Source organism: Neobacillus drentensis (genome assembly GCF_036965425.1).
In the GTDB taxonomy this organism is placed as follows: domain Bacteria; phylum Bacillota; class Bacilli; order Bacillales; family Cytobacillaceae; genus Neobacillus; species Neobacillus drentensis_F.
Genome location: NZ_JBALPP010000013.1, coordinates 70,534 through 96,615, shown reverse-complemented (window position 1 = coordinate 96,615; position 26,082 = coordinate 70,534). Strand labels below are relative to the sequence as shown.

At 40.3% G+C, this 26,082-nt stretch carries 26 protein-coding genes; 9 read left to right on the top strand and 17 right to left on the bottom strand.

Going from position 1 to position 26,082, the window contains the following annotated elements; all coding sequences use genetic code 11:
* Positions 1–147: 147 nt before the first annotated feature.
* From V7161_RS03650 to V7161_RS03620, 7 genes are all read right to left on the bottom strand, one after another.
* A complete protein-coding gene (locus V7161_RS03650; protein ID WP_335442341.1) occupies positions 148–1,473 on the bottom strand; it encodes a GntT/GntP/DsdX family permease in 1,326 nt (441 codons plus the stop codon).
* Between the two features lie 50 nt (positions 1,474–1,523).
* Positions 1,524–2,246: a GntR family transcriptional regulator gene (locus V7161_RS03645; RefSeq protein ID WP_335442339.1), complete on the bottom strand. Its 723-nt coding sequence runs from the start codon at positions 2,244–2,246 to the stop codon at positions 1,524–1,526.
* A gap of 15 nt (positions 2,247–2,261) precedes the next feature.
* Positions 2,262–3,275: a sugar kinase gene (locus V7161_RS03640; RefSeq protein WP_335442337.1), complete on the bottom strand. Its 1,014-nt coding sequence runs from the start codon at positions 3,273–3,275 to the stop codon at positions 2,262–2,264.
* Positions 3,268–4,023, bottom strand: a complete 756-nt coding sequence (dagF, locus tag V7161_RS03635; RefSeq protein ID WP_335442335.1) for a 2-dehydro-3-deoxy-phosphogluconate aldolase — start codon at positions 4,021–4,023, stop codon at positions 3,268–3,270. Before dagF ends, V7161_RS03640 begins: the two co-directional genes overlap by 8 nt.
* Positions 4,020–5,129 (bottom strand): DgaE family pyridoxal phosphate-dependent ammonia lyase, encoded by a 1,110-nt coding sequence (locus V7161_RS03630; protein WP_335442333.1) that lies wholly within the window; start codon positions 5,127–5,129, stop codon positions 4,020–4,022. Before V7161_RS03630 ends, dagF begins: the two co-directional genes overlap by 4 nt.
* Positions 5,107–6,210: an amidohydrolase/deacetylase family metallohydrolase gene (locus V7161_RS03625; RefSeq protein ID WP_335442331.1), complete on the bottom strand. Its 1,104-nt coding sequence runs from the start codon at positions 6,208–6,210 to the stop codon at positions 5,107–5,109. The genes V7161_RS03630 and V7161_RS03625 overlap by 23 nt, the downstream gene beginning before the upstream one ends.
* Positions 6,211–6,463: 253 nt before the next feature.
* Positions 6,464–7,381: a LysR family transcriptional regulator gene (locus V7161_RS03620; protein WP_335442330.1), complete on the bottom strand. Its 918-nt coding sequence runs from the start codon at positions 7,379–7,381 to the stop codon at positions 6,464–6,466.
* A gap of 119 nt (positions 7,382–7,500) precedes the next feature.
* On the opposite strand from V7161_RS03620, the gene V7161_RS03615 reads away from it, so the two are divergent.
* Entirely contained in the window at positions 7,501–7,818 is a 318-nt protein-coding gene (locus tag V7161_RS03615; RefSeq protein WP_335442329.1) for a thioredoxin family protein, read from the top strand.
* A gap of 425 nt (positions 7,819–8,243) precedes the next feature.
* A complete protein-coding gene (locus tag V7161_RS03610) occupies positions 8,244–9,200 on the top strand; it encodes a TRM11 family SAM-dependent methyltransferase (protein WP_335442328.1) in 957 nt (318 codons plus the stop codon).
* 443 nt (positions 9,201–9,643) lie between these two features.
* Here the strand turns inward: V7161_RS03610 and V7161_RS03605 are convergent, their stop codons facing one another.
* The gene (locus V7161_RS03605) at positions 9,644–10,519 is read right to left on the bottom strand and encodes a DMT family transporter (RefSeq protein ID WP_335442326.1); all 876 of its coding nucleotides are present in this window, start codon (positions 10,517–10,519) and stop codon (positions 9,644–9,646) included.
* Positions 10,520–10,900: 381 nt separating this feature from the next.
* Between V7161_RS03605 and V7161_RS03600 the strand changes: the two genes are divergently transcribed.
* Positions 10,901–11,500, top strand: coding sequence for a pyridoxamine 5'-phosphate oxidase family protein (locus tag V7161_RS03600; RefSeq protein ID WP_335442325.1), 600 nt, complete (start codon positions 10,901–10,903; stop codon positions 11,498–11,500).
* 144 nt (positions 11,501–11,644) lie between these two features.
* On the opposite strand, the gene fabF is transcribed toward V7161_RS03600, so the two are convergent.
* Together fabF and V7161_RS03590 are read right to left on the bottom strand one after the other, a co-directional pair.
* On the bottom strand, positions 11,645–12,886 hold the full coding sequence (fabF, locus tag V7161_RS03595; RefSeq protein ID WP_335442323.1) for a beta-ketoacyl-ACP synthase II: 1,242 nt from the start codon (positions 12,884–12,886) through the stop codon (positions 11,645–11,647).
* A gap of 139 nt (positions 12,887–13,025) precedes the next feature.
* Positions 13,026–14,189, bottom strand: coding sequence for a Gfo/Idh/MocA family protein (locus tag V7161_RS03590; protein WP_335442322.1), 1,164 nt, complete (start codon positions 14,187–14,189; stop codon positions 13,026–13,028).
* Positions 14,190–14,399: 210 nt separating this feature from the next.
* Here V7161_RS03590 and V7161_RS03585 point away from each other — a divergent pair, with 210 nt between their 5' ends.
* Together V7161_RS03585 and V7161_RS03580 are read left to right on the top strand one after the other, a co-directional pair.
* Entirely contained in the window at positions 14,400–15,173 is a 774-nt protein-coding gene (locus tag V7161_RS03585; RefSeq protein ID WP_335442320.1) for an IclR family transcriptional regulator, read from the top strand.
* A gap of 36 nt (positions 15,174–15,209) precedes the next feature.
* Positions 15,210–16,103 carry a PhzF family phenazine biosynthesis isomerase gene (locus V7161_RS03580; protein WP_335442319.1) on the top strand — a complete coding sequence of 298 codons (894 nt, stop codon included), beginning with the start codon at positions 15,210–15,212 and terminating at the stop codon, positions 16,101–16,103.
* Between the two features lie 266 nt (positions 16,104–16,369).
* On the opposite strand, the gene V7161_RS03575 is transcribed toward V7161_RS03580, so the two are convergent.
* The gene (locus tag V7161_RS03575; protein WP_335442317.1) at positions 16,370–17,164 is read right to left on the bottom strand and encodes a carbon-nitrogen hydrolase family protein; all 795 of its coding nucleotides are present in this window, start codon (positions 17,162–17,164) and stop codon (positions 16,370–16,372) included.
* Positions 17,165–17,305: 141 nt separating this feature from the next.
* Between V7161_RS03575 and V7161_RS03570 the strand changes: the two genes are divergently transcribed.
* The 4 genes from V7161_RS03570 (at position 17,306) to tatC (ending at position 20,557) form a co-directional block, all read left to right on the top strand.
* Positions 17,306–18,625, top strand: a complete 1,320-nt coding sequence (locus tag V7161_RS03570; RefSeq protein ID WP_335442315.1) for a phytoene desaturase family protein — start codon at positions 17,306–17,308, stop codon at positions 18,623–18,625.
* Complete coding sequence (locus tag V7161_RS03565; RefSeq protein WP_335442312.1) at positions 18,591–19,454, top strand: RNA polymerase sigma-70 factor; 864 nt, start codon at positions 18,591–18,593, stop codon at positions 19,452–19,454. Before V7161_RS03570 ends, V7161_RS03565 begins: the two co-directional genes overlap by 35 nt.
* A 121-nt stretch (positions 19,455–19,575) precedes the next feature.
* Positions 19,576–19,773 (top strand): twin-arginine translocase TatA/TatE family subunit, encoded by a 198-nt coding sequence (locus tag V7161_RS03560; RefSeq protein WP_335442310.1) that lies wholly within the window; start codon positions 19,576–19,578, stop codon positions 19,771–19,773.
* Positions 19,774–19,834: 61 nt separating this feature from the next.
* Positions 19,835–20,557: a twin-arginine translocase subunit TatC gene (gene tatC / locus V7161_RS03555; RefSeq protein ID WP_335442309.1), complete on the top strand. Its 723-nt coding sequence runs from the start codon at positions 19,835–19,837 to the stop codon at positions 20,555–20,557.
* Between the two features lie 144 nt (positions 20,558–20,701).
* Here tatC and V7161_RS03550 read toward each other — a convergent pair whose 3' ends face one another.
* The 6 genes from V7161_RS03550 to V7161_RS03525 all read right to left on the bottom strand — a co-directional run bounded on the left by V7161_RS03550 (position 20,702) and on the right by V7161_RS03525 (position 25,823).
* The gene (locus V7161_RS03550; RefSeq protein WP_335442307.1) at positions 20,702–22,135 is read right to left on the bottom strand and encodes an alkaline phosphatase PhoX; all 1,434 of its coding nucleotides are present in this window, start codon (positions 22,133–22,135) and stop codon (positions 20,702–20,704) included.
* 164 nt (positions 22,136–22,299) lie between these two features.
* Positions 22,300–22,866, bottom strand: a complete 567-nt coding sequence (locus V7161_RS03545) for an MOSC domain-containing protein (RefSeq protein ID WP_335442306.1) — start codon at positions 22,864–22,866, stop codon at positions 22,300–22,302.
* A 50-nt stretch (positions 22,867–22,916) separates the two neighbouring features.
* Positions 22,917–23,222: an ArsR/SmtB family transcription factor gene (locus tag V7161_RS03540; RefSeq protein ID WP_289989864.1), complete on the bottom strand. Its 306-nt coding sequence runs from the start codon at positions 23,220–23,222 to the stop codon at positions 22,917–22,919.
* 24 nt (positions 23,223–23,246) lie between these two features.
* A complete protein-coding gene (locus tag V7161_RS03535) occupies positions 23,247–24,011 on the bottom strand; it encodes an SDR family NAD(P)-dependent oxidoreductase (RefSeq protein WP_335442305.1) in 765 nt (254 codons plus the stop codon).
* A 260-nt stretch (positions 24,012–24,271) separates the two neighbouring features.
* Positions 24,272–24,598, bottom strand: a complete 327-nt coding sequence (locus V7161_RS03530) for a cupin domain-containing protein (RefSeq protein WP_335442303.1) — start codon at positions 24,596–24,598, stop codon at positions 24,272–24,274.
* Between the two features lie 19 nt (positions 24,599–24,617).
* Positions 24,618–25,823, bottom strand: coding sequence for an oligogalacturonate lyase family protein (locus tag V7161_RS03525; RefSeq protein WP_335442302.1), 1,206 nt, complete (start codon positions 25,821–25,823; stop codon positions 24,618–24,620).
* Between the last annotated feature and the right edge of the window lie 259 nt (positions 25,824–26,082).

The following is a 26,082-nucleotide window of genomic DNA, read 5'->3' as shown; positions in this document are numbered from 1 at the left end:
TAAAGAAGTTGCGCTTTACAGTAAGCATGCTTTGTATTATAGAGGCCGTATTAATATTCTGTCAATGATTTTAGAAATATTTATGAGAAGAGGCACCCAACATTAAGTTTGGGTGCCTCCTAAATTCAGTAATCAATAGTATGATGCTTAAACAAACACATCTAAAATTAAAACCAGAATAAAGGCGACAAAAGAAAGGAGCGTTTCCATGACCGTCCATGTCTTGAAGGTTTCTTTAACCGTCAATCCCATATATTCTTTTACCAGCCAAAAGCCGGCATCATTTACATGGGAAAGCATTAATGAACCTGCACCGGTCGCAATAACTAATAATTCCAGGTTAACACCTGACATATGCGCCACTACTGGAGAAACAATGCCGGCTGCTGTTGTTAATGCAACAGTTGCTGAACCGGTGGCGACACGGATTAATCCCGCAACTAAGAAGGCAAGGACAATCGGTGACAAAGACATTTGCTCGGACATTGCTGCAATCGCGTTTCCGACACCGCTTTCAATTAAAATTTGCTTGAAGGCACCGCCTGCGCCAATAATGAGAATAATCGATGCTAATGGCAGTAAACATTCTTCCGTTAATTTTTTAAGTAACATCTTGTCCATGCCCTGGCGGTAGCCCAAGAAGTAATACGCTGCAAAACATGAGATTAGAAGGGCAATAACCGGACTTCCAATAAACACCAGGAATTTTTCGATCGCACCTGGCAGTGAAAGATAGGGAGCAATAACCGTTAACAACATTAATAAAACAGGCAGCAAGATAATGAAAAACGAAATCCCTGTACTTGGTAATCCACTTGACTTAGTCGCCACACGGATTAACTCCGGTTCTCCCTCAGGAGTAACTCGTTTATGAATAAATTTTGCAAATAAAGGTCCGGCAATAACGGCCGTCGGAAAAGCAATAATTAATGAATAGAGCAGTACATGTCCTAGATTTGCATTATAAATGCCAATCGCCGTCATCGCACCTGGATGCGGAGGAACTAATCCATGAACAATCGACAATCCGGCAAGCACCGGGATACCAATTAACAAAATGTTTTGTTTCGTAGATTTACGAATCGAAATAACTAAAGGCAGCAAGATTACTAGACCAACCTCAAAAAAGACAGGAATTCCAATAATAAAACCAGAAAGAAGCATCGCCCATGGCAGGTATTTTACACCGAATTTTTTGATGAAGAAATCAGCTACTTGCATGCCCGCCCCTGAGTCGGACATCATTTTACCTAAAATCGTTCCCAGTGCTAAAATTCCAATTAAATGTCCAAGGACTGCGCCTACTCCCGTTTCATAGGCTGTGACAATTTTGTCCATTGGCACGCCCGAAAAAACCGCTAGGAATAAACCAGCAACTGTTAAACTGATGAATGCATGCCATTTCCACCATGATACTCCTAAAATAACGATCACAATGGCTACTAACGTAATACCTATTAAATATAAACTCATCTTTTTCACACTCCCTAGGTAATCGCTTACATTATTTACAAAAAAGCTGGTCACTGAATAGAATCATTATAAGTAACAATATAATTTTGCTTACCTGTATTATAGTAACCCTCGCTATATTCCAATACATTTCCTTCATCATCACTGGAACGACGAATCCTTTTTAAAACTGTTGTATCTTTTTCCAAATGTAATCTTTCACTAACATGACTTGGTGCAATCGAAACCGCAAACTCATCCCGGAATGATTCCAGTCGAATATTTTGCTCCTCTAAAAAGCGGTACAACGATCCGATACGGACATCTTCTACTTCTTCCTCAGTCAAGTCCAATAGGATGTAATGAGTGAAATGAATATAGGGCTCGTTGTCCAATAAGTAGAGTCGTTCAATTTGAATACAATGTTCCCCAAATAAAGAATAAAGTTCGGATTCCGTTGACAATTCTAGCCTCTTAATGGTTAACACCTTTTTGGTGATGTGGTGGCCTTCTTCAACTAATAATTCTGTAAATCGCTTCCCTTTTGAAAGCTTCGCAGTCGAAACATTGGCGATGACCTTTGTTCCTTTACCGCTCTTCTTCTCCAGATATCCCTCTTGAACTAATTCTTTAATGGCATTGCGTATCGTAATTTTGCTTACATTAAATTCTTCTTCTAATTGGGGCTCAGAGGGAATGTTCGTGTGAATCGCATAAACACCATGCAAAATACGATCCTTCAATATTTCTTTTATTTGTAAGTACATAGGTCCTTTTTTTCGATTCACATTCATTCCCTATTCGCTCCTTCATCTCTTTATATCATCAATGGTTCCGGCCATGGCGGACAGGATCTCTGCCTCCGTCGACATCGGGGTATCGCCAGCGATGGTGCAGGCAAGCATTCCTGCTGCTGCTGCAAATTGGACTGTTTTCTCTGGTGAAAATCCAGCCAGCTCGCCATGTAGAATCCCGCTTGTATACGCATCTCCGGCTCCAATTCGATCATATACGGAAAAAGAAATCTTTTCTGAGAAGTGTAACTGCCCATCTTTATACAAATATCCCCGTAAAGAATGGGTATTATCAGGATTAATCCCTCTGTGTGTTCCCGCAATTGTTTGAATATCAAATCGATTTGCCACCTTAGGAATGAGGTCCTGCACCTGTTCCTCCCTAGAGGTTTCCGCTGTCTCCATTCCTAAAATATACATCGCATCTTTCTCGTTCATCATAACGATATCAGCCAAAGCAAGCATGTCCTCATAATGGGGTTTCGCTTCACCGTAACCCCCCTCCCATAAGGAAGGGCGGTAATTACAGTCGAAACAAACCAATCCGCCTTTTTCTTTTACCTTTTTAGCCAGCACTTTCATACTATCACGGACACCATCGGTCATGGCAAGCGTAATACCGCAAAAGTGAATGATATCTGCCTGTTCTGCAATTAAATCGAGATCGTAATCCGAAATGTGAGCGGTATTAAAGCTGCTTTCTAGGCGATTCGTATAAGTAACCCTGCTCGCCCGCTGTCCAAAACCATTTTCTAAAAAATACAAACCCAGATATTTTCCACCTCTGGAGATGAATCTCCAATTGATTCCCAATCGCTGTAAGAAGGAAATGGCTGCCTCACCTAATGGGTTTTCTGGCAATTTGGTTACAAGATAACCATCATAGCCTAGCTTGGTCATCGCAGAAGCAACGTTTACTCCCGTGCCTGAAAAAGAGTATTGTAATGTGTTAGCCTGGGTCAGTAATTCGTATCCTGGCACCTGCAAACGCATCATGACTTCCCCGAAAGCAACAATTTGTTTAGGCATGCTTTTCAACCAATTTTTTGGTAATCGCTAATAAGGTCCTCACATCTTCCGGATTTGTTTTTCCAGTTTCTTTATTGATAATAGAAGAATAAACGTGAGGGATAATTTTAGGCACTTTTGCTTCCAAGGCAATATCTAAAATGGTCTCAAAATTATCTAAATCAATTCCGCCAGTCGGCTCTAACGCAAACCCTTCTTCACCACAGGCCTTCGCAACGGCACGGAACTCTTCCTCATGCTTTAAGCCTTTCATTGGGAAGTATTTCAAGGCCTGTCCACCCATATCCCGGACTAACGCAATTGCCGCTTTGATGGGAACAATCGCCGTTTCACTTGCTGCCGCACTTACAGGACCGGTAGAAATATTTACATACCCTACTTTTCCTGTTGGAGATACTAAAGAGTTAATCCAGCTATCTTTCTCTCCTAAATTAGCACGAGTTGCACCAACTGCAGGAAACACCTGATTGATATGACTTCCCGGATAGTATTTGGCGATTTCCGCTACGACTGCCGCTTGTTTATTATCCCCAGCGCCAAGGCCAATTGATACGGCTTCATCAATCGCTGTACCGTATTCCTTCATTGCTGTAACGGCAGCCTCTACTGTAGGGTAATCCTTGGAAAGCACGCCAACTAGTACATGCCCTTCCGCCGCTTCAAAAACTTCAACAGCATTTTCAATGCTATTCGCTAGAACATTTAAGGCGACACGGTTCTGATAAAAACGTTTTTCTATGTTTGTCATTGTTCGCTTCCTCCTAAAATTGCTCTTAATTGCGCTTCAATTACGTAAATGTCGTCACCCTGTAATGGTCGTGGATCAAGATCGAAAAAGCCTTGGCGAATTCCGTAATCACGGGTATAAATCGCAATTTCACCATTTCTTAGTTTGTCATTTACTTCCTTCGCCGTAGTTTTCGTCACAGCCGGATCGATTTGAATGCGAGCTCTGAAAATGGCACGGCCAGCTTCGTCCTGAACAATCGTTACTCTTACACCATCAATGGAATCTAGTGATTTGAGAACTTCCAGGCTGGCTTTTTCCTTTTCGCTATTGTCGGTTTTGACAAAATACTCATCCAATGCCTGCAATAAGCCAAAGGTTGTTTCTTTGCCGACCTTCATGCTTCGTCCGATGCAGTGGAGTTGGACCTTTACCCAATCGATATATTTTTGTTTTCCGGCCACGATTCCAGACGTCGGACCTTCAATGGCTTTCGAGCCACTGTAAATCGCTAAATCAGAAACTTGAACATATTTCTTTACATCTTCCTCTGCAGCTGCATCGACAATCAATGGGACATTGTTCGCTTGCGCCACTTCCCATGCTTCTTCCACCGAGATCATATTTTTTTGAACAGTGTGGTGGGATTTGACATAAAGAATTGCTGCCGTATTTTCTGTAATGGCATCAGCAATGTGCTCCGCTTTGCCCTCATTGGCATAACCGACTTCCACTAATTTTCCGCCGCCGAGGAAAACCATCGTTTCCACTGGAGCTCCGTATTGAACGTTATGACCCTTCAGCATGATGATCTCATTTTTTCGAATTGCTTCTTGGTGAAGCCTTTCACTTCTTCTTCGATTTCCTTCTGTCACGATTGCCGCAACTGAAAGAGCGATTCCACTTGATGCCGAGTTCACGACAACGGCTGCCTCCGAATGAAGGAGCCCAGCGATATGCTGTCCTGCTTTATCGACTAAATCAGCGATTTCAACATAATTCTGCCCGCCTATTTTCATGGCTTCCATAACGGTATCTGTTGGAGCCGAAACACCTAAAATACTCATCCGGCCGCTTGCATTGATAACCCTCTTTAAGCGATATTTAGCATTCAATGTATTCTCCATTGATGACCACTCCTTTTACGACAATTTTCTGTTCCGCCGTTCGTTCTTCTCCTTCAGAATCCATTAGCTTTGTATCGGAATCCTCTATTGAAAACAGTGTGAGGTTTGCTAGACCTCCCGGAGAAATACTTCCAAGTTCAGGCTTGTTTAACCACTCTGCTGCCTTAACCGTAACGGCATCAATGACCTCTTTTAAGGGATAGCCGAGATACAAAAATTTAGTAAGTACACTGGCCATATTATACACAGGACCGTGCAAGCGATTTTTGCGATAGATATCCGTGCTGATGGTATCGAAGTGAATATTATGCGCTTTCGCCTGCTCTGCCGTTTGGAAAGAGAAGCTGGCATTCCCATGGCCAACATCTAAATGTACTCCCCGTTTAATTGCATCCAGCAATTTCGGAAGAGGTTTTCCCGCTTTATCAAATAAATTGTTCGCCTTCCCATTTAAGAAATGGGTGATAATGTCCTTTTTTTCAAGCAAATCGAGGACTTCATTAATATCCGGCGGTCCGGAACCAATATGAACCATCAGCGGCAGCCCAGTATCCTTTGAAAACTTCCTGGCCACTTTTAATGGTTTCACTCCATTTGGACCGACGACACTTTTACTAATCCTCGCTTTTAGTCCAACAATAAATTCTTGGTGTTCTGCTATCGCCTTTTTTAGCGCCACTTCATCAAGCCATGTAAGGTTTGATAGTTCATCAATTCGCTTTAGGCCAATTCGTGAAATATTTAAAAAGGCAAAAACATTCGTCTTCGACTTTTTACAGCTGTTAATTAAGTCAGGCAACTGATCAGCGCCTGTACTTCCGGCATCGACAATTGTTGTTACTCCTGTTTTATAGCCAATCTCATCAACATCATCACCATACGGATCAAATTCTGGGAAGGCATGGACATGCATATCAATCCAGCCGCTGGAAACTATTACTTTATGCTTAAAGTCAATGACATTCCCGCTACTTCCAGTTCCCGCTGGAACAATATTTTGGATTTTTTTATTTTCTACGATGATGTCAACAGAATTGCCATCAACTAGTTTTATATTTTGTAATACGTAACATTCTTGCATTTCCCTCATCCTTTTCGGTAAACCTAATAAAATGGGTACTTGTATTCGGTTTCATCTACCTCTTTTTTTCTTACACGATTAGGTTACCACGTATTTTTACTTAGGTCAATATAACGTTATAATGTTTAGAGATTATATTGAAATTTTTTTAGGATCTTTTCTAATTTATTATTTCTCGAAAGAAACAAATGCAAGCACAAAAATGCCCCAAAAAGTTAATTTTGGGGCATTTTATATTCGCAATTCATAACCGTTATTTACCTTTTTTAAAAATTACAGAATGATAGCTATTAAACAATTTTAATGACAAATTCTTGGTGAATTCTTGTGCTTCATGAATAAACGCATTTATGGCTGGGTTCGTATATTCTGTTGAACGTACCTCAATCCCTAAATTTTGGTACACTTGCGGATTTAAATAGGAAGCAGTGACTTTGGATAAGGTTGAAGGAATGGCCAGCTCCGGAAGAATCGTATTTCCAACCCCTTCTTGAACCATAGCCATGATTGTTGCAATGTCACTTACTTCGAAATGAGTATTAGGAGATAGCCCTTGTTCTTTAAAAATGTCTCGAATGATATGGCTGCATTCTTTTGGCATGATAAAGGGTTCACTAGCGATATCCTTTACCTCGATATAGGATTGGTGACTCAACGGGTGGTTTTCTGGTACAAAAACGACCATCTTATCCTGCAGCAAAGGAATAAATTCGAATTCACTCTTCTCTTCCGTGACCACGCCAACATCTACGGCTGATAATTTAAGCCAATTTTTTACTTCTTCATAACTCCCTTCATATAAAACAACTTCTACACCGGGAAACCGTTTTTTAAAAGAGCTAATCATCCCTGGCAATAGTTTAGCGGACATGCCTGAAATACTCCCGATTCTAATCGTCCCTGTTTCAAGTTCTGTAATTCCGGTTGCTTCATTGATAATCTTTGTTTTAATCGTGATTAAATCCCTGATCAGGCTGGTGATACGTTCGCCTACTTTTGTTAAGCTGACTCCGTTCCTGTGTCGGTTCAATAATTTAATATTTAGCTCAGATTCCAACGCAGCTACCGCTTGACTAACAGCCGATTGTGAAAGCCCGATTTGCTCGCCAGCTTTGGTAAAGCTTTTCGTTTCCACTACCTTTAAGAAAACCTCTAATTGAAATAAGGTCATGTGACACCTCTTTTATATGCATTAGTTTTTACTAATGCTTAATATTCAAAGTATTAATTTTACTTATACCATAACCCGTCATATACTACAATCAAACGATAAGAAAGGTGTTGAGCTTCATGAGTATTTTACAGGCTGAGGGACAGGACATTTTGAAGGAAATTCAATCAAGCAAGTCGGTGCTTGTTGATTGCTGGGCTCCATGGTGTCCGCCTTGCAGGTTAATTGGAGCTGTTTTGGAGGAAATCGATCTAGATTTTGAGTTGAAAATTGTCAAAGTGAATGCGGATGAAAATCCCGAGTTTATCAGCGAGTATCAAGTACTGGGATTGCCTACTTTATTGCTGTTTCAAGATGGCGAGCTTGTGGGGAGAATAACGGGTTTTCGACCTAAAGATATGCTTATTGAGACCTTAAAGGATTATGGATTATTATAGAGTCATGAGTGCTTTTAAATAAGATGGTTAGGAACAAGAAAACTTTTTTTAAATGCCCGTCACTATCGTTTTTTCAGTAGGGCGGGCATTTGAACACTCTCCTAACTCCCTTCTCCTCCACTTTTTAGACGGGACGGGCATTAGAAACTTCTCCTATTTCCCCTCTCCTTCACTTTTGAGACGGGACGGGCATTAGAATCCTCTCTTAATTCCCTTCTTCTCCCTTTTAATAGCCGGATGGGCATTAGAATCCTCTCTAAATTCCCTTCCCCTCCACTTTTACAGCCGGACGGGCATTAAGATGATCAGAAATCACCGGAAACACCATTAACGTAACAACTTATTTTCTTGATATAATGAAAAAGTGTTTTTCAGTTAACATTTGAGCTGAAGATAAAATAAATAGATTAAAGGATGATAACGTATTGGATATCACTCCACAAAAAGGCACGACCTATATATATACTTACGCGCACTATGAGGATGAGCGCTCTCTATGTGCTTTAGAAATGCGCTCCTTTTTCGGTCAGGATTCAAACTCTAACGTCTTAGAAAGCTCCATAAAAATTGATCCAAGTCGCAGCCCTTTTATTAAAGAAAGAATTACGGCGATGTATGAAGCGGAAAACCTTGAGGACCTATTAAAGCAGGTTGAATCTTTTAAACTAAGCGGAACAACGTTTAAAGTTCTTTATGTAAAAAACAATGGTCTAGACAAAAATGAACAAGAAAGCTTCGAAAACCGACGTGCAATTGAGCGAGAGATTGGATTACACATAAATGGGAAAGCAGATCTCCGTAATCCCGATCAATTGCTTGGCATTATGAATGTAAACGGAAGATGGATATTCGGAGAGTATGTGAAAAGTGAGTCCATTTGGTTTCGACATCAACAGAAACCAAATGATTATTCTACTGCCCTAAGTACACGTGTTGCCAGAGCGGTCGTAAATATCGCCATCCCCAATCCAATCGGAATTAAGGCCATCGATCCTTGCTGCGGAATTGGGACCGTCCTTGTAGAAGCACTCTCAATGGGAATTGATATTGTCGGTAGCGATCGAAATCCACTGATTCTCCCTGGAGCCCGAGAAAACTTGGCACACTTTGGACTTAGTGCAGAAATCAATCGAGCCGATATACGTGATATCACCGATCATTACGATGTAGCTATTATTGATCTGCCTTATAATTTGTGTTCCGTGATAAACCCAGAAGAACAGCTCGAAATGCTCCAAAGTGCACGGAGGTTTTCAAACAAAGTAGTCGTGGTTACCGTCGAACCGATCGATGAAATCCTATTAAAAGCAGGCTTTACGATAATCGATCGGGCTGTTGCGAAAAAAGGGACATTTATTCGAGAGGTAATTGTATGTAACTGATTAGGACAAAAGAAAACCGGGAGATTTTGTTGATACGGATTTCGACATTCTTTTCTCCATTTCCCGGGAAAAATGCTTTTGATAAAAGGATTTATTCAGTTTCTAATTAAACGTTTGATTAGTAAAGAATGATGGCGGTACTTGTCGAATGGTGATCAATTACCGAAGGATATCCTTTTATCGACTTATTTTTTATTTTAATAGAAGAGAATCATTTCTATGTCGACAAAGTTTTGTTTCAATATAATGTTGAAAGCCTTTATTTATAAGTTCCGTTGCAATTTAATCAAACGTTTAATTAGTTTTTTTATAGGCGGAAAAAGTCGATATAAAAAAGGTTTGTGAAAAATGTACTTACGCTAGCGAAGCCGATTAACTTAAGAAGCAATTATTCCCCTTCCAAAATCAAAACCCCCTTCAGCTTTAATTGAAGGGGGTGAATATTAATCTTGCTGTTTAATAACGAATAAAACACCTATGAGAATTAGGATAGATCCTATCCAAAACATTACTCCTATGGTCTCTCCTAGAATAAGCCACCCGAGCAATGTTCCTACCACGGGTTGAAAGAAGAAAAATATTCCCCCGCTTGAGGCATTAAGTATTTGTAATCCACGGTTCCAAAGTAGAAATCCACCTGCAGTTGAGACAATACCTAAATACAAAAGTCCCCCCCAAATCGTTGGGTGACTCATTTGAGAAATATTAATCTCGTGTAACCGTGGCAAAACAAAAGGTGTCAACACAATTAGGGCTACCAGGATGGAATAGGTCGTTACCACAATTTGTGAATAGTCACTTGGAAGACGCTTAACAAGTACAGACATAAGTGCCCACGTTAAAGCAGCAATCAGCAGCCAGATGCCTCCAAGTTTACTGGATACATCCAAATGACCGACTCCAAGGATAAGAAAAACCCCAATTGTTGCTAAACAAACAGACAGAATTTTCTTTAAGGTCAACCGTTCTTGAAGTAGTAAACGAGCAAATATAACCATAAACGCTGGGGTAGACGAAGTTATAATCGCTCCCATTTGTGCAGATGATAGCATTGTTCCCGTTTCCTGAGCGACAATTGAGATGGCGTTTCCAATAATTCCAATGGTTATAATTATTAAGAAATATCGTTTCTCTATACGCCAATTTTGCCGTGTGACGAAGCCGACAATAAGGAGTGCCACAATAGCAACCAAATATCTTAACCACACAAGTTCCAGTGGAGCTATGACCGCTACTACAACTTTGACAACTACATACATACCGCCCCAAATACTTGAAGCCAAAATCAAAAATAAAGAACCTAATAAGGTGTTTTTCATTTTATATTCCCTCCGTAGTTTAATTAGGTCGAAATGCCCCTAACGGAGAGATGTAGCCACCCTTACTCCATTATGAGCAGAAGTGTGCTACTGGTACATCGTTTTCAAATAATGGAGTCCAATACAATTTACTTCACCTCTAGTCCAGTTAATCTAATTAAATATGAATTTATTTTAACAAAAAATTGTGAAAACTTGTACTTAAACTAACGGGGGCAAGAGTTCAAGATCATAATGAGTTGCGCCGGCAGCTCATTTTCTTATTGTGCGAACGGGGCAGTTTACTTCAATAAGCACAATACTTTGAAATATTACAATATCTAATTTCGTCTAAACTATGTGTTAAAATAATAGACATATTATTAAAAAGGATGTTGGACAATGTCAAGAGGAGAACATTTACTTCAAGAACAATATGGAACAACCAAGAGAGCATCCTCTTTTTATGAAAATCAAATGCTTAACTACCTAAACAATAAGATGACAGAGTTTATTTCGAAACAAGGTATGATGTTCATAGCAACGGCTGATTCTAATGGAAACTGTGACTCCTCTTTTAGGGCTGGCTCAACAGGTTTTGTACGTGTTATTGATGATAAAACAATAATATATCCCGAATATAAAGGGAATGGTGTTATGGCAAGTTTAGGTAACATCATAGAAAATCCCCATATAGGACTAATGTTTATAGATTTTTTTGAGAATAACATAGGGTTACATGTTAATGGTAAGGCAGCGATTATAGAAAATAACCAATTAAGCTCATTTAATATTCCTGAAGTGATAATAAATGATATTGAAGAAATAGAAGGAAACAAACCTGAACGCTGGGTTATGGTAAAAGTTGATGAAGCGTATATTCACTGTTCAAAACATATCCCAAGACTACAACAAATGAACAAAAAAATATATTGGGGAACTGATGATGAAAAACAAAAGGGTGGGGATTTCTTCAAGACAAAACAAAGTATGAAACAGTAAAACTTGTAAAGAAATGCACTTAAACTAAAGGCTGCGTTAGTTCAACAAGCCTTCCAAAATGGATATTTAAAATGGCTCAGTAGTGAACTGAGCCATTTTATTTTTAATTACAAAAACAGATACAAAACGCAGTGCCGGCAAATGTTATTCGGTAAACTTTCTAAAAATCAATGTGGCGTTATGACCGCCAAAACCTAATGAGTTTGATAGAACCACTTGAACATCCTTCTTCTTTGCCACGTTGGGAACATAATCTAAATCCAGCTCTTCATCAGGTGTTTCATAGTTGATGGTTGGGGGAATAATCCCTTCCTTGATAGCTAACAGAGAAAAAATAGCCTCAAGAGCACCTGTCGCTCCCAATAAATGTCCTGTCATCGACTTCGTGGAGCTAACAGAGAGCGAATAAGCATGTTCTTTAAAAACTTCTTTGATCGCTACTGTTTCATACAAATCATTATAATAAGTGGATGTCCCATGAGCATTGATATAATCGACTTGTTCAGGGGAAATGTCCGCATCATCTAACGCAAATTGCATTGCTCGCTGGGCTCCTGCTCCGTCTGGTGCGGGTGTTGTAATATGATGGGCATCACCTGTAGCCCCATAGCCTATCAATTCACCATAGATGCTCGCTCCACGGGCTAGTGCATGTTCTAATTCTTCCAGAATGACAATACCAGCACCTTCTCCAATGACAAATCCATCACGATTCTTATCAAATGGCCGGCTGGCAGTTTTCGGGTCTGGATTTTTTGAAAGAGCCGTCATGTTCGAAAATCCTGCGACGGTCATTGCTGTAATCGTTGCTTCTGTACCGCCGGTAATCATCATGTCCAGGTCCCCTTTTTGAATAACGCGGAATGCATCCCCGATGGAATTCGCTCCGGACGCACAGGCCGTAACGGAACAATTGTTAATTCCTTTTGCTCCAAGTTCAATAGATACTTGTCCTGCAGCCATGTCCGGGATAAACATCGGAATCGTAAACGGGTTGACCCTTCTTTGACCTTTTTCAATAAATTTTTGATGCTGTTCCTCGAACTCACCTAAACCGCCGATTCCTGATCCAATCCAAACTCCGACCCGTTCAGGTTGAACATCGACACCGATTTGAATGCCTGCATCCTTTACCGCCATTTTACTTGCGGCAACAGCGAATTGGCTATATCGGCCCATTCTTCTTGCTTCCTTTTTATCCATAAACTCTTCTGGTGCAAAGTCTTTTACTTCTGCCGCTATTTTGATATCTACTTTTTCCACATCAAATATAGTGGCAGGACCAATACCTGACACACCACTTTTAATCTGTTCCCATGTTGAATGAGCATCATTCCCCAAAGGAGTGACTGCTCCAACACCTGTAATCACTACTCTTTTATTCATTTAATGCTCTCTCCCACTAATTATTCGAAGTATAGTCTCTATATTTTACCTAATTTATGGTTGTTGGACAAATTGATGTATTTTAACAGCCACTTAGTTATTTTTTAAGAACAGCTAATTGGTTTCGTGGTTACTAACCTTAATGTGTACCGGTCACATCTAATGTACTGTTCGTGACATGCTTTTTCTCAAAAGTGGACGAGTTGATTTTTTGTTGTAATTTTTCATAATATTGGTCTACATCTACTGGTAATTCTACTGTTTCGTTTAACCAGGAGGATAAGTAGATGGCATTTGAAATTTCCAGTGCCTTTACACCATCCTCCCCTGGTGAAAGTAGCGGAGAACCTTTCACAATCGCATCAATCCAGTTTTGAACAATGATGCCATGATTCGAGTTTTCACTTTTTATAGGGATATTTATTTTTTTGTACTCTGGCTGACCAAATCCGCCTGTATAAGAGGAATTAAATTCACGCTCTGATTGTATTAATTGATAAAAAATAAGTTGCTCATTTTCAACCACGATTTTCCCATGGTCACCGACAATCTCGTAACGATTCGTACCCGGTGCTTCTCCTGTCGAAGCAATAAACACACCTGTTGCACCATTTTCATATTCCACAAATGCTGTTACATCATCTTCTACTTCAATATCATGATACTTTCCTATACTGCACACTGATCGAATGCGCTTTGGCATAACACCCGTTGTCCACTGCCAAATATCTAATTGGTGAAGGGCCTGATTTAAGAGGACACCTCCGCCTTCCCCTTTCCATGTGGCTCGCCATTTACTTGAATCGTAATAGCTTTGTGACCGGTAAGCATCCGTGGTAATCCAATTTGTCCGTTTTAAATCGCCCAGCTGGCCTGATTGAATGATATCCCGAATTTTTTGATAAAGGGGGTTTGCCCTTTGGTTATACATGATGCCGAACACTTTCCCACAAGCTTTCGCCGCAGCATTCATTTCCAGCACATTTTTCGTGTAGACTCCGGCCGGTTTTTCGATGAGGACATGTTTCCCCTTCGCAAAGGCTTTTTTAGCAAGCTCTGGATGACTGTAATGCGGTGTAGCAATTAGAATAGCATCGCATCCTGATTCATTGAAAAAGGTCTCTTCGTCCGTGAAAATTTTCACATCGCTCTTTACGTGGGACTTCACCCAGGCGATTCGGCTTTCGTTGCTGCTGCAAACTGCTGTTAATACAGCACCATTAATTTGTCCACTGTTCAGCATTTGAACATGTGAACTGCCTATATTTCCTATCCCGATTACCCCAAGCTTAACTAAACTCATCTATATCCCTCATCTATTTTTGAATTTTAAGTTAAAAGTTATAGGTTGATAGCTTTTAAACAATAACCGCATTGTGATACAGTTATATTGCATAATGGTTAAATCAATTATAGAGGTGCGAATAAAAAAAAGTCAATGAATATTCATGACACATAATCTATTCAAGTTTTAGTTATAATGGAATGGATATATAGGAAGGAGCTTATTCTTTTGAACAACGATATTCAGGATCAAACGAAAACATCCAGTGTTCAAGTAATCTCTCGTGCTGCTAATATACTGAGGGCTCTTCGAGATCATCCTAAAGGTTTAAGCCTATCACAAATTGCCAAAGAAGTGGGTCTTGCCCGATCAACCGTTCAACGAGTGGTTATGACACTGGAACAGGAAAGGTTTGTAACAGCAGCTTCTGCTAACGGCGGTTTCCGTCTGGGACCTGAAATTGCAATGCTTGCCGCTGCTGTCCATCGTGATTTAAGGGAAGAAATTAGGCCATTTTTAATCCAATTATCACAGCAAGTCAATGAAACGGTAGACCTCGCCGTATTAGATAATGGTAAGATGCTTTTTGTGGATCAAATTATCGCTCCGCATCCATTGCAAGCGACTTCACAACCCGGTGCCTCTTTTCCATTACATTGCACAGCAAATGGAAAAGCCATACTCGCGGCGTTGCCGATTACTGAGGTGGAGAACCTGTTACCAGAGCAGCTGCAACAATTTACGGATTATACAATTTCATGCCGGGATGAACTGTTAAAAGAATTAGAAACGGTTCGTAAGAACGGGGTTGCTTTTGCTAGAGAAGAGCATATTCGTGGGATTTGTGCCGTGGGTACAGTTGTTATGGATCGAATGGGAGGTTTAAATGCTGTTTCGATCCCACTCCCATCTACTCGTTTTTATGGCAATGAAGAGAAGCTAGCAGATGCCCTCTTCAATACTTGTCAGTCTATCAAGCGGCATTTTGAAATCAGTATATAAAAAAGGAACTTCATTGATCAAAGGGGGAAATGAAGCATGAAATCAGTGACGGTTTTTCATTATGATGCATTTAGTAAAGAGCCCGATAAAGGGAATCCAGCGGGAGTAGTTTTAAACGGTGACAACCTTACAAATAACGAAATGCAAGAAATAGCCTTTAAAGCAGGATTTAATGAAACAGCTTTTATCATGAATTCGGAGGCAGCTGATCTAAGAATCCGTTATTTTACACCTGGCCACGAGATGGACCTTTGTGGCCACGGGACAATGGCAGCCATCTATGCTTTAAAAAAGAAGGGATTACTAAAGCAAAAAGATACCTTAACTATCGAGACACTTGCAGGTATTTTGCCCATAAAGATTGGTGCGCTTTCAGATGCTGACATTCAGATTACAATGAAGCAGGCTTCACCACAATTTAAGGAATTTACAGGATCTGTAGAAGCTTTAGCTAACTCGATTGGGCTGGTTAAAGAGGATATTGATGACACTTTGCCCATTTTATATGGCAGTACGGGTATATGGACTTTATTGCTTCCAATAAAAAAACTCGAGACTTTTAAAAAGATGACACCGAATAATGAGCTATTTCCTTCTCTCTTAAAGGAACGGCCCAAAGCATCTCTTCATCCCTTTTGCTTAGAAACGTATGATGATAATGCCCATATGCACGCCCGGCACTTTTCCTCCCCTTATTCCGGAACAATCGAGGACCCTGTAACTGGTACTGCTTCAGGAGTGATGGGAGCTTATTTTGCCTCTTACATAAACAGCCATTTTGAAAAAACGTTAGAGCTCTTAGTAGAACAAGGGCAGGAAATGGATAAGGATGGCCGGGTAAGGGTGCATGTTACGAAAAATAAAGATAAATTTGATATTGAAATCACTGGAAGTGCCGTATACGTTAAAGAATTTGAAGTGGTCTTATAAATTGGGACACTTTTACGTTTCATCTTATGTATATTTGCCTTTATGGGTCATTCATGTAGACAGTTTCCTTGTTTCCAACTGATTTTCTGTCCTCATGAACACTCCATGAGGACAGGTTCCTTGTTTCCACCCTGCTTTTTTGTCCTCATGGACGCTCCATGAGGACTGGTTCCATGTTTCCACCCTGCTTTTTTGTCCTCATGGACGCTCCATAAAAACAATTTTCCTCTTTCCACGTATTTCAGACAAATTTCAGATGTTGCTTGTCACTGGTAAAATTCCGGCTTTCTGTGTTTTACGCTGGGCAGCTTTTCTCTGACTCGTTCGATCCGCTCTAAATCCAAATCGGCAAGAATAAGGGTTTCTTCTTCTCCTCCGCTTGCAATAACAACCCCCATCGGGTCCACGACCAGACTACGGCCGGCAAACTCAGGACCAACTAAGTCTGCTCCAAGGACGAACATCGTGTTTTCAATCGCTCTTGCGCGAATAAGCGTCTGCCAGTGATCCTCTTTCATAGGACCCGCCATCCATCCTGCCGGGACAAGCAGTACATCCGCCTCCTGAAGCGCAAACTGTCTTGCGATTTCTGGAAACCTCAACTCGTAGCAGACCATTAAACCAATTTTTCCAAACTCTGTTTCTACTACTTTATATTTATTTTCACCAGGGATAATGGTATCAGACTCTTTAAAACTGAATGCATCATATAAATGTGTCTTTCGATAGGAATGTAAGAGTTGGCCCGAACGATCAATAAATACAGTTGTATTATAAGCTCGCCCGTTATCACCCGCTTTCGATTCATACATTCCACAAACAACATAGATTTCGTTTCTTCTGGCGGCCTCTTTAAGAGCGGAAACAAAATGGCCATCCAATGGTTCCGCTGCTTCCGCCGGCAGCACGCCAGTCTTCGGAGTTGCCAGTACCATATAAAATTCCGGTAAAACCACTAAATCTGCGCCCATCCCTTTTGCCTTCGCAATGTATTGGATCGCCTTCTCTAAATTAGAGGCTTTATCAACGCTCGTAGATAATTGTGCAATAGCTACTTTCAAGGCAGGTACCTCCTAAATTTCACATTTTCATTTATTTTAATATATTTTGGCATGGTCTGACGAACTTTTTATTAAATACCCTGTCACATCCATCCCCCCTTAGTCGTCTTGATTTATGAAAAAATTTTTGGAGGTTATCATATGACTCAAAAATGGGATATTGTTATTGTTGGCGGCGGAATAGCTGGGTATGTTGCAGCTAATTATTTAGCTAAAACCAATTTATCTATTTTAATATTAGAAAAAGGAAAAAATGTTGGCGGGAGGGCTAGAACGAACAGGATCAATCAACAGTATTTGAATCAAGGCCCGCATGCCCTTTATAAAAAAGGAAAAGCCAAGTCTATTCTCGAAGAATTAAAGATAAATCTGAATGGAAAATCACCCAAAACAGGGGGCATATTAATTGAAAACAATATCGAGTATGCTGCTCCATTTTCTCCTTTAGAACTGTTTACAACAAATCTTTTAAATGGGAAAGAACGGTTGGAATGGGTTTCGGTTTTGTTGAAATTGATGAGTGCAGATCCGGAAAAATTGGCAGAGCAAACCTTCCAGCAATGGGTTCAGCAAACAGCCCGCTCTAAAATGGTTGAATCACTACTTTATACACTTGGAAGACTTGCAACCTATTGTCATGCTCCTGAAATGGTGAGCGCAAAAGTAATGGTGTCGAATATGAAAAATGCGATGGGCGGCGTACTTTATCTAGATAGCGGCTGGCAAACAATCATTGACCAGCTTCACAATAAAGCCATCCTCGCAGGTGTTCAAGTTCAATCACATACTCGTGTTAAACAAATTTCCCCCGCCCCACAAGGCCAATTTAAATTAGTTCTATCTAATAATGAAGAAATTCTCGGAAAATATGTAATTTGCACCTCTAGCCCTCAAGAACTTCACGAACTGTTAGTTGAAAAGCTTAATCTTGATCAAAACCATTTTTATGCCCAAATAACCCCAATAAGAGGGGCAACATTAGATGTTGCTCTAACACAGCTTCCTAACCCAAAGCAATTGTTCGCCCTGGGCATCACTGATCCCCTTTATTATTCAGTCCATTCAAATTATGCCCGTCTTTCCGATGATAATAAGAGTGCCGTTCTTCATGTATTTAAATATTTACACCCAGATGATCAAATTGATGGAACAAGTATTAAAGACGAGCTGGAACAATTTTTAGATAAGCTGCAGCCCGGGTGGCAGCAATATGTGATTTCAAGTCGCTTTATCCCTAACATTACGGTGAACCATCGTTTACCTCAAATAGGAGATGAGTCCAAGCTGCAGCGTTCTAAAACAGCTATTCCGGGATTATATATAGCTGGTGACTGGGCTTCTCCCGACTCCATTTTGGCAGACGGAGCCGTCAGAAGTGGAAAACAAGCAGCTGAAGAAATCATTTTTAACGAAATGAGGAAAAATAGTGCAAATATCGAACGAAGATTACCAACTATATAAACCATTGCTCTTTTCATTAGGATATCGGATGTTAGGTTCAGTAGCGGAGGCAGAAGATATTGTCCATGATACTTTTCTAAAAGCTTACCAAATCAATGAGGAGACCATAACGAATAAGAAAGCGTATCTCTGCAAAATGTTAACGAACCGCTGTCTTGATGTATTAAAGTCTGCAAGATCCAAACGAGAGCAGTATGTGGGACCTTGGAATCCAGAGCCATTATTACTAGAGAAATTACATGCCTTTGATCCATCTGAAATGATTATCCAAAAAGAAGGATTGAGTATTGCCTATTTACGAATGATGGAGCATTTGGCACCTGATGAACGAGCAGTTCTCCTTTTAAGAGAGGCATTTGATTTCTCATACTCAGAGATTGCTAACATCATTGAAAAGAAAGAAGAAAACTGCAGGAAAATTTTTAGCAGGGCTAAACAAAAGGTCTTACTTGTTGAAGGTGAAAGCTTAAGCTATGAAAGGAATAAGTCAATCATAAATCGCTTTATAGCAGCGTTTCAAATGCAAAATACAACCGTCTTATTAGAACTACTTTCGGATAATGTCACACTATTTTCCGACGGCGGAGGAAAAGTCACGGCTGCGGTACGTCCAATAGTGTCTGTACCCAACGTTCTTGCCTTATTATATGGGGTCATAAAAAAGGCACCTGATGATACTTATTTTGAAGTTAAAAATATCAATAGCCAACCAGCAATCGTGATATACATGAATAATAAGATTCAAAGTATCCTTAGTTTTTATATTTCTAATGAAAAAATAAATGAAATCTATATCACAATGAATCCTGAGAAATTACCTATTCGCTAAAAAATAAGTTAATAGTTTTTTAACAATTCTTTACATCCCCTTAATTAACATAGTGAATGTAGTTACCTATAATCATAGTTAAGGAAAAGAAAAAAAAGCCATATATGAGGAGGAATTTTACATGCTTCAAAATATTGGGATTCCGGGATTGATTCTTATTCTAGTAATTGCCTTAATCATTTTCGGCCCTTCCAAACTGCCGGAATTAGGAAAAGCCGTTGGCTCAACATTAAAGGAATTCAAAAAATCTACAAGAGATTTAGTTTCTGATGAAGAGCCGGAAAAATCACAGCCCAAAAAAGAGGAAAAAGCCATTTAAAACATATCATTTTTTAAGAGGATGTAAGAGGCTTGCATCTTCTTTTTTATAAGGAGGCCCAATGAAAACCCACGATATGGACCTTATTGGTCATTTTGAAGAACTGCGCAAACGTCTCATTTTCGTATTAGGAACCTTTATCTTGCTCTTTATCGCTTCCTTTATCTATGCACAAGACCTTTATCACTGGCTAGTGAAGGACCTGGAAGTAAAGCTGGCCATTTTAGGACCTAGCGATATTTTATGGGTCTATATGATCCTTTCAAGTGTTACGGCCATTGCTGGAACGATTCCAATGGCCGCCTATCAAACTTGGCTATTTGTCCGGCCGGCATTGAAAGAAAAGGAACGTAAAATAACGCTTGCTTATATTCCAGCTTTATTCCTTCTATTTTTTACGGGAATTTGCTTCGGATATTTTGTCATTTTTCCAATGGTTTTTCAATTCCTCCTCTCCATGTCAGAGGACATGTTTATGACCTTTTTTACAACCGAAAAGTACTTTAAATTTTTAATTAATATGACGCTCCCATTTGGTTTTTTATTTGAACTTCCGGTGATTATCATGTTCTTGACCAGCGTCGGAGTTTTGAACCCTTATCGATTGCAAAAGATTCGAAAATACGCCTACTTTATACTAGTTTTAATCGCAATCTTCATCACTCCTCCAGATTTTCTATCTGACATTTTGGTAGTCATTCCGCTGATCTTCCTATATGAGTGCAGCGTTCTATTATCCAGAGTGGTTTATAGGCGAAAGCAAGAAACCACTCTGGCTGTGTAAATGAAGAAAGAAGTCTTAGCTCCTGTGCTAAGACTTCTTTTTTTAGAAACAATTGTAATCGATTTTAAAACATAAGTGAAAAAGAAAAAAGATGTAAACCCGGTACGGTACGGGTTTACATCTTTTAATAGATTCATATAATGATTAAATCTTAAGTCCGTGGCGCTCAAATGCAGCCGCTTCAAGAATGGACATCCCGTTACGCTCAGCAAAAGCAGCTACCTTGTCTGAAACTTGTGGTGCAAATTGCTTTGAAGGAGCAGCGTAGGACATTTCTCTAGCACGTGCAGCGTTATGGCGCTGGAATGGACCCCAGATGGCAAAGGTTTTGCCTGGGCTTTGAATATTGACAAAAAGTGTGTTTCCGTCAGGCGAGAAGGTAGGGCCTGTCATTTCCGATGCATTTAGACGATTGTGGGCAAAAGGATAGATTTTGCCTTCAGGAGTAATCCCCATAAGGCGATCGTCTCCTGCTCCATCTTCTACGAACCAAAGATCGCCCCAAGGAGTCATGGCAATATTATCCGGCGATTCCATGTCTTTAGCATCGGTAGCCTCATAGAAAAGCTCCAAGGTATTGGTAGCAGGAATGTAGCGGTAAATGCGTCCAAGATTTTTCGCGCCTGCAGAGCTGTCATCAAACCAGAACACACCCGCTTGGAAGAACGCTCCTTCCAGCTTTTTAAACTTGATACAGTTTTGTTTAGCTGCATCCTCACGGCAGAAATGAGGATCTAGTTCCTTCCAAACAATCTTAAAGGTTTGTCCAGTTTTAAAGGTGCTTGCTGATGGGTCGGTTACCTCTTCAATCGCCGCCGCATAAAGCTTGCCGCCTTTTTGCAGGGCACCTGGTTTTTGGCTGGTGTCATTCGGGATAAAACGGTAGAAATAACTTGGAGATGCATCCTCAGTCAGGTATACATATCCTGTCGCCGGGTCGATGGCACATGCTTCGTGTGAAAAGCGCCCCATTTCCTTGATAGGGGTTCTGGACATTTCGTTCTCCGGCTGTGTCGGATCCACTTCGAATACATAACCGTGAGTTTCGGAACGTGTTTCTTCACAAGTCAACCAGGTTCCCCATGGTGTAGCTCCTCCTGCACAATTTCGGATTGTACCTGAAGAGGTTACATATTCTTTGATAACTTCACGATTTGGTGCTACAACCAAAGCCGTTGTACCTCCTGCTGCAGCCGCATCAAAAGGCTTGGTTCCGACTACCGGATTTGCGGCACCTGGACTCAATTCATGATTCCGAACCAGAATCGTCGTATTATTAGGACCTTCAAAAGCAGCCATTCCATCAAAGGCACCTGGGATTTTTCCGCCGTTTGTCAGTTGACCGCCCTCTTCGGAGATAATTTTGTAATGGAACCCTTTTGGAAGATCAAGAATCCCATTTGGATCAGGAACTAGTGGACCATATCCGCCAAAGCCGCTTGTTGGATTACTAGCAGTATCCGCAAATGCTTTTGAACCGAGTGTTAAGACCCCAGTTGTTCCAAGTGTAAGTGCAAGTGTGCTCATACCTCCCGCTTTTAAGAAATCGCGCCGATTCATGCCGTTTTGATTTTCCATAAAGTAAAATTCCTCCTTAATGTTTTTCAATCTATTGCTAGTTTAACTGGAAAACATTAAGCATTAATGGAAATACTGTATGGATTAGGTAAATACGGTTAAAGAAATGTAAAAATACTCTGAATCAACTAAATAAGAGTAGTCAGAAGCATATACACCTTTATTTACTGCATCGGGTTGGTAAAATCATTAACTAAAATCTGAACTTCATCATTTTCATGAATTTTTCCGGGCCTTTCTACTGCACATACGATGCCGCGCCGCTTATAGCCTGCACGCACAAAACGGAAAGACAACCTCTCGTGATCTTCGTAATGCTTTTGGATTTCATCTCCAGGCAAGGTACAAGGCATATTTTCCCCCATACATATTAGCCCTGCACCACTTGGAAATAGGATGCGCGAGCCCATCGTGAGTTTCGTTAGATCCGGAAATCCTTTTATAAAAAGATTAGCCCCCAGCCACTCAGGCAGCACCAATTCGACCTTTAATTCTTCTGCAATCCTGTCTAATTCTTCTTCGGACACAATCGTTATTTGACGGCGGTTCAGAATTTCTGTCCCTCTTGGATACATTGGCTGTCTCGAATCCGCCTTGCTCGTTATGCCAAAGTGGCGATCCCCGCGAATCCCGCCGAATTCCAGATTTACTTCTTTAATCCTTCTGGTAACAAATGTCTCTGGATCATCTGCTATTAATATGCCATTTACGGTTGCCCAAACTTTTTCCAAATGTAAATCTCACCTTTCCGTTTATCTATTAGGTTGAATTCCGGAGAGAGCTAAAGAATACACTCACTCTCAACGATTTCAATGAGCTGCTTCAATTGTTTGACACTTTGATCTAAAGAAAGAGAATAATAGCGCTGTGTCCCTTTCTGTTCTAGTTTAACAAGGTGATTGTCGCGCATGATTTTTAAATGATGGGAAATGGCCGGGCGTGAGAGGTTCGATTGCTCGGCAATTTCGTTTACACTTAATGGCTCCTGTTCTGCAAGCATTAGGATAATGTCCTGTCTTGCCGGATCACTTAAAGCGTTAAATAATGGGATACATGACCTGAAAACATCAATAGCTTGCTGTGCCATATTAAAAAATTCCTCCAACTATCATTACTTTTCCTCTGCAACATACTTGGCAACTTTAGCGGCTAGACTTCTTGGCATAAATTTAGCTCCAACTGCACCTGCCTTATTGAATCCTCCCGTGACCACCACGCGCTTCCCACTCATCAATGCTTTATATCCACTCTTTGCCACCTGATCAGATGCCATCGCCCTGCTGAACATTTTAGTGCCCTCAACATTGGCCACCGCTCCAAAGTTGGTTTTCGTTGGACCTGGGCAGAGGGTTGTCACAGTAACCGAACTACCGGATAGCTCTTCCACTAGGGCTTCAGAAAATGAAAGCACATAGGCTTTGGTTGCATAGTACACTGCCATTTGCGGTCCTGGCTGAAATGCTGCAGTACTTGCTACATTTAAGATTCTGCCAACATTCCTTTGTTTCATTTTTTGCAGACAGTAATAGGTTAATTCCGTTAGTGCAGTTATATTTAATTGAATCATATTTAGCTGTTTTTGGATATCCAGTTCATCAAATGTACCCATTAACCCGAAACCAGCATTATTAACGAGAACATCAATGATAATTCCACTATTTTCGATCTCTTTAAATACTTCTTTTGCTGCCCCAATGACACTCAAGTCTTTCGGGATGACGGTTACTTCTAATTGGGAATAGGATTGTTTGATTTCCTTTAGTTTCTCTTCGTCTCTAGCCACTAGGACTAAATTGTATTTGTCATTGGCAAACAATTTGACAAATTCATATCCTAAACCGCTTGTTGCTCCTGTAATTAATGCTGTCTTTTTCATTTTATCTTGTCCTCCAATATTTTCAAATGTTTATATGTTTAAGTGTTTAAACATATAATAATTAAAAATACAGAAAGAGTCAATAATATTTATCGATTGGTATCGAGCAGGACTTTGATTTTGGTATACAGAAATGGGTGCCATAGCTTAATCTGACACCCATTCTATTAATATACGATTTATAAGGACAGGTTTCGCTTTCCCTGCCTGTGTTTTGTCTTCATGAACGCTCCATGAGGACAGTTCCCCCTTGTCTTCTATTACTTTAAAAAGTCAGCCCTCTGGGGGGTAAATACATCTAAAATTACTGAGTTCTCTTCCAGTGCTTTGACCCCGTGCAGCGCATTGGAGGGAATGTAAATACTATCCCCTTTCCCTACCTTCTGAATTTCCCCAGCCAAGTTGAACTCAAAGCTACCTTGGCTGATATAACTAATCTGTTCATGGGGATGGGAATGGATGCTGCCAATGGCGTCTTTCTTAAACGTTACTTCTGTCATCATTAAACTCCCGCCATAACTTAAAACCTTCCTCTTTACCCCTTCTTCCGTTGGCTCCGACTTTATCTGCTCTCCAAATGTAAACATTCATTTTCCTCCCGGCAAATTATTTTGGTACATCTACTAAATATAGATTACAGACTCCCTCTCGGTCTGAGGCAAATAGGATTTTTTCATTGTTCCAGCTAAAGGTAGGATGGCAGTGTGTCTGTTGGTTATTCCAGCTTGTGTGGTGGGAACATAAGGTTTGAATCGATGCTGTTTTCCCGCTTATATCAATTAATACTAAGTCCTCCACATCATCACCGACTAATAGCGTATTATCACGATTGCTGTGATAATGATTGCAATAATATGGTACATCAATCTTTCTCGATAATTTTCCATTTTCATCCGTAAATCCTACAAAGGGGACTTGTTTGGTTTCGGGCTTTACTTGAATCGTTGCTTGGGTTTTATGTACCGTAATGGTTCCATCATGCCCCTTTCGGCGATTATCGAAAAAGATTTTTCCATCATTTGTCCAAAACTCATGTCCAATACAATCATCTTCCTCCTGCCGGTAAACCGGCTCAACAGACCTTGCCCGAATATCCAACAGCCAAATTCTTTGTTGAACAAGATTCCACGGACCCTCGTGACAAAAAGTGGCTAAGCTATTATGGATCGGTGAGAATTGAAAGTGACCTAATTGATGGGTATCCTCAAAAACATCAAAGGCCTGCTTCCCATCCAGACTGATCAGGGTAATCCACCCTTTTTTTATGGCAAACATGCTCTCTTTAAATCCTTTGTAATTTGCTCCTCTTTCAATTTCTACGCTTTCATTTCTAGCCATCCCCACATACTTTTTATCAGCTGAAATGTGCGGGTGCCCTAATTTAATTCCTGGCCTTTCCTCATATAGTACTGATGTTTCCATTGTAGTGACATCCAATTTCTTGAGTAACCTTCCTGTTACATAAACAATAATGTCACTTTCAGGTGGTTTGGTATGAAAGCTGGGAGCTATTCCTTCGGGTTCATCGGTCATTTGTATCATTTCCCCTGTTTCAAGATCCATTTTAAAAAGATTGTAGATTCTCGGTATTGGAGATGACCGATCAGATAAGAAATAGATTTCTTTATCACCTAGCGTAAAAGAATTATCAGTAAAGTAAAAATGAAAATTATTGGACCCATTAGATGTTAATTGTTTAACGACCTTTCCTGTTTTCTGATCAATATACTCTTTCATTTCTGAAGGATATTTTTTACCGATCATCTCAATTCCCACCTTTTCATTTGGTGATAAACAAAAGGTGTCGCTCATCTAAACGACACCCTGTTTGATCATGAATATTTGTAGGGTACCAGCATTTCTTAATTAAAAATGCTGTGTTAAACTTTCCTGTTGATTTCCGCTCCAGGCGCTTCGCTTTCCGCGGGGAGGTCCTAGAGCCTCCTCGGCGCTTTGGCGCCTGCGGGGTCTCCAGTGACCTCTATATCCCGCAGGAGTCTCGCGCCCTCCACTCCAATCAACAGGGGGTAAAAAATCAACAATGGTCTTAAACACAGCCAAATAAAAATAC

What these genes read in the sequence shown, in the direction of transcription:
- V7161_RS03590 (WP_335442322.1), bottom strand. Translation starts at nt 14,189, where the DNA reads ATGAGTTTAGTTAAGCTTGGGGTAATCGGGATAGGAAATATAGGCAGT.
- V7161_RS03645 (WP_335442339.1), bottom strand. Translation starts at nt 2,246, where the DNA reads ATGAATGTGAATCGAAAAAAAGGACCTATGTACTTACAAATAAAAGAA.
- V7161_RS03560 (WP_335442310.1), top strand. Translation starts at nt 19,576, where the DNA reads ATGCTTCAAAATATTGGGATTCCGGGATTGATTCTTATTCTAGTAATT.
- V7161_RS03525 (WP_335442302.1), bottom strand. Translation starts at nt 25,823, where the DNA reads ATGAGCGACACCTTTTGTTTATCACCAAATGAAAAGGTGGGAATTGAG.
- V7161_RS03630 (WP_335442333.1), bottom strand. Translation starts at nt 5,129, where the DNA reads ATGGAGAATACATTGAATGCTAAATATCGCTTAAAGAGGGTTATCAAT.
- V7161_RS03550 (WP_335442307.1), bottom strand. Translation starts at nt 22,135, where the DNA reads ATGGAAAATCAAAACGGCATGAATCGGCGCGATTTCTTAAAAGCGGGA.
- V7161_RS03640 (WP_335442337.1), bottom strand. Translation starts at nt 3,275, where the DNA reads ATGCCTAAACAAATTGTTGCTTTCGGGGAAGTCATGATGCGTTTGCAG.
- dagF (WP_335442335.1), bottom strand. Translation starts at nt 4,023, where the DNA reads ATGACAAACATAGAAAAACGTTTTTATCAGAACCGTGTCGCCTTAAAT.
- V7161_RS03625 (WP_335442331.1), bottom strand. Translation starts at nt 6,210, where the DNA reads ATGCAAGAATGTTACGTATTACAAAATATAAAACTAGTTGATGGCAAT.
- V7161_RS03580 (WP_335442319.1), top strand. Translation starts at nt 15,210, where the DNA reads ATGAAATCAGTGACGGTTTTTCATTATGATGCATTTAGTAAAGAGCCC.
- V7161_RS03650 (WP_335442341.1), bottom strand. Translation starts at nt 1,473, where the DNA reads ATGAGTTTATATTTAATAGGTATTACGTTAGTAGCCATTGTGATCGTT.
- V7161_RS03600 (WP_335442325.1), top strand. Translation starts at nt 10,901, where the DNA reads ATGTCAAGAGGAGAACATTTACTTCAAGAACAATATGGAACAACCAAG.
- V7161_RS03535 (WP_335442305.1), bottom strand. Translation starts at nt 24,011, where the DNA reads ATGAAAAAGACAGCATTAATTACAGGAGCAACAAGCGGTTTAGGATAT.
- V7161_RS03530 (WP_335442303.1), bottom strand. Translation starts at nt 24,598, where the DNA reads ATGTTTACATTTGGAGAGCAGATAAAGTCGGAGCCAACGGAAGAAGGG.
- V7161_RS03605 (WP_335442326.1), bottom strand. Translation starts at nt 10,519, where the DNA reads ATGAAAAACACCTTATTAGGTTCTTTATTTTTGATTTTGGCTTCAAGT.
- V7161_RS03570 (WP_335442315.1), top strand. Translation starts at nt 17,306, where the DNA reads ATGACTCAAAAATGGGATATTGTTATTGTTGGCGGCGGAATAGCTGGG.
- V7161_RS03615 (WP_335442329.1), top strand. Translation starts at nt 7,501, where the DNA reads ATGAGTATTTTACAGGCTGAGGGACAGGACATTTTGAAGGAAATTCAA.
- V7161_RS03620 (WP_335442330.1), bottom strand. Translation starts at nt 7,381, where the DNA reads ATGACCTTATTTCAATTAGAGGTTTTCTTAAAGGTAGTGGAAACGAAA.
- V7161_RS03540 (WP_289989864.1), bottom strand. Translation starts at nt 23,222, where the DNA reads ATGGCACAGCAAGCTATTGATGTTTTCAGGTCATGTATCCCATTATTT.
- tatC (WP_335442309.1), top strand. Translation starts at nt 19,835, where the DNA reads ATGAAAACCCACGATATGGACCTTATTGGTCATTTTGAAGAACTGCGC.
- fabF (WP_335442323.1), bottom strand. Translation starts at nt 12,886, where the DNA reads ATGAATAAAAGAGTAGTGATTACAGGTGTTGGAGCAGTCACTCCTTTG.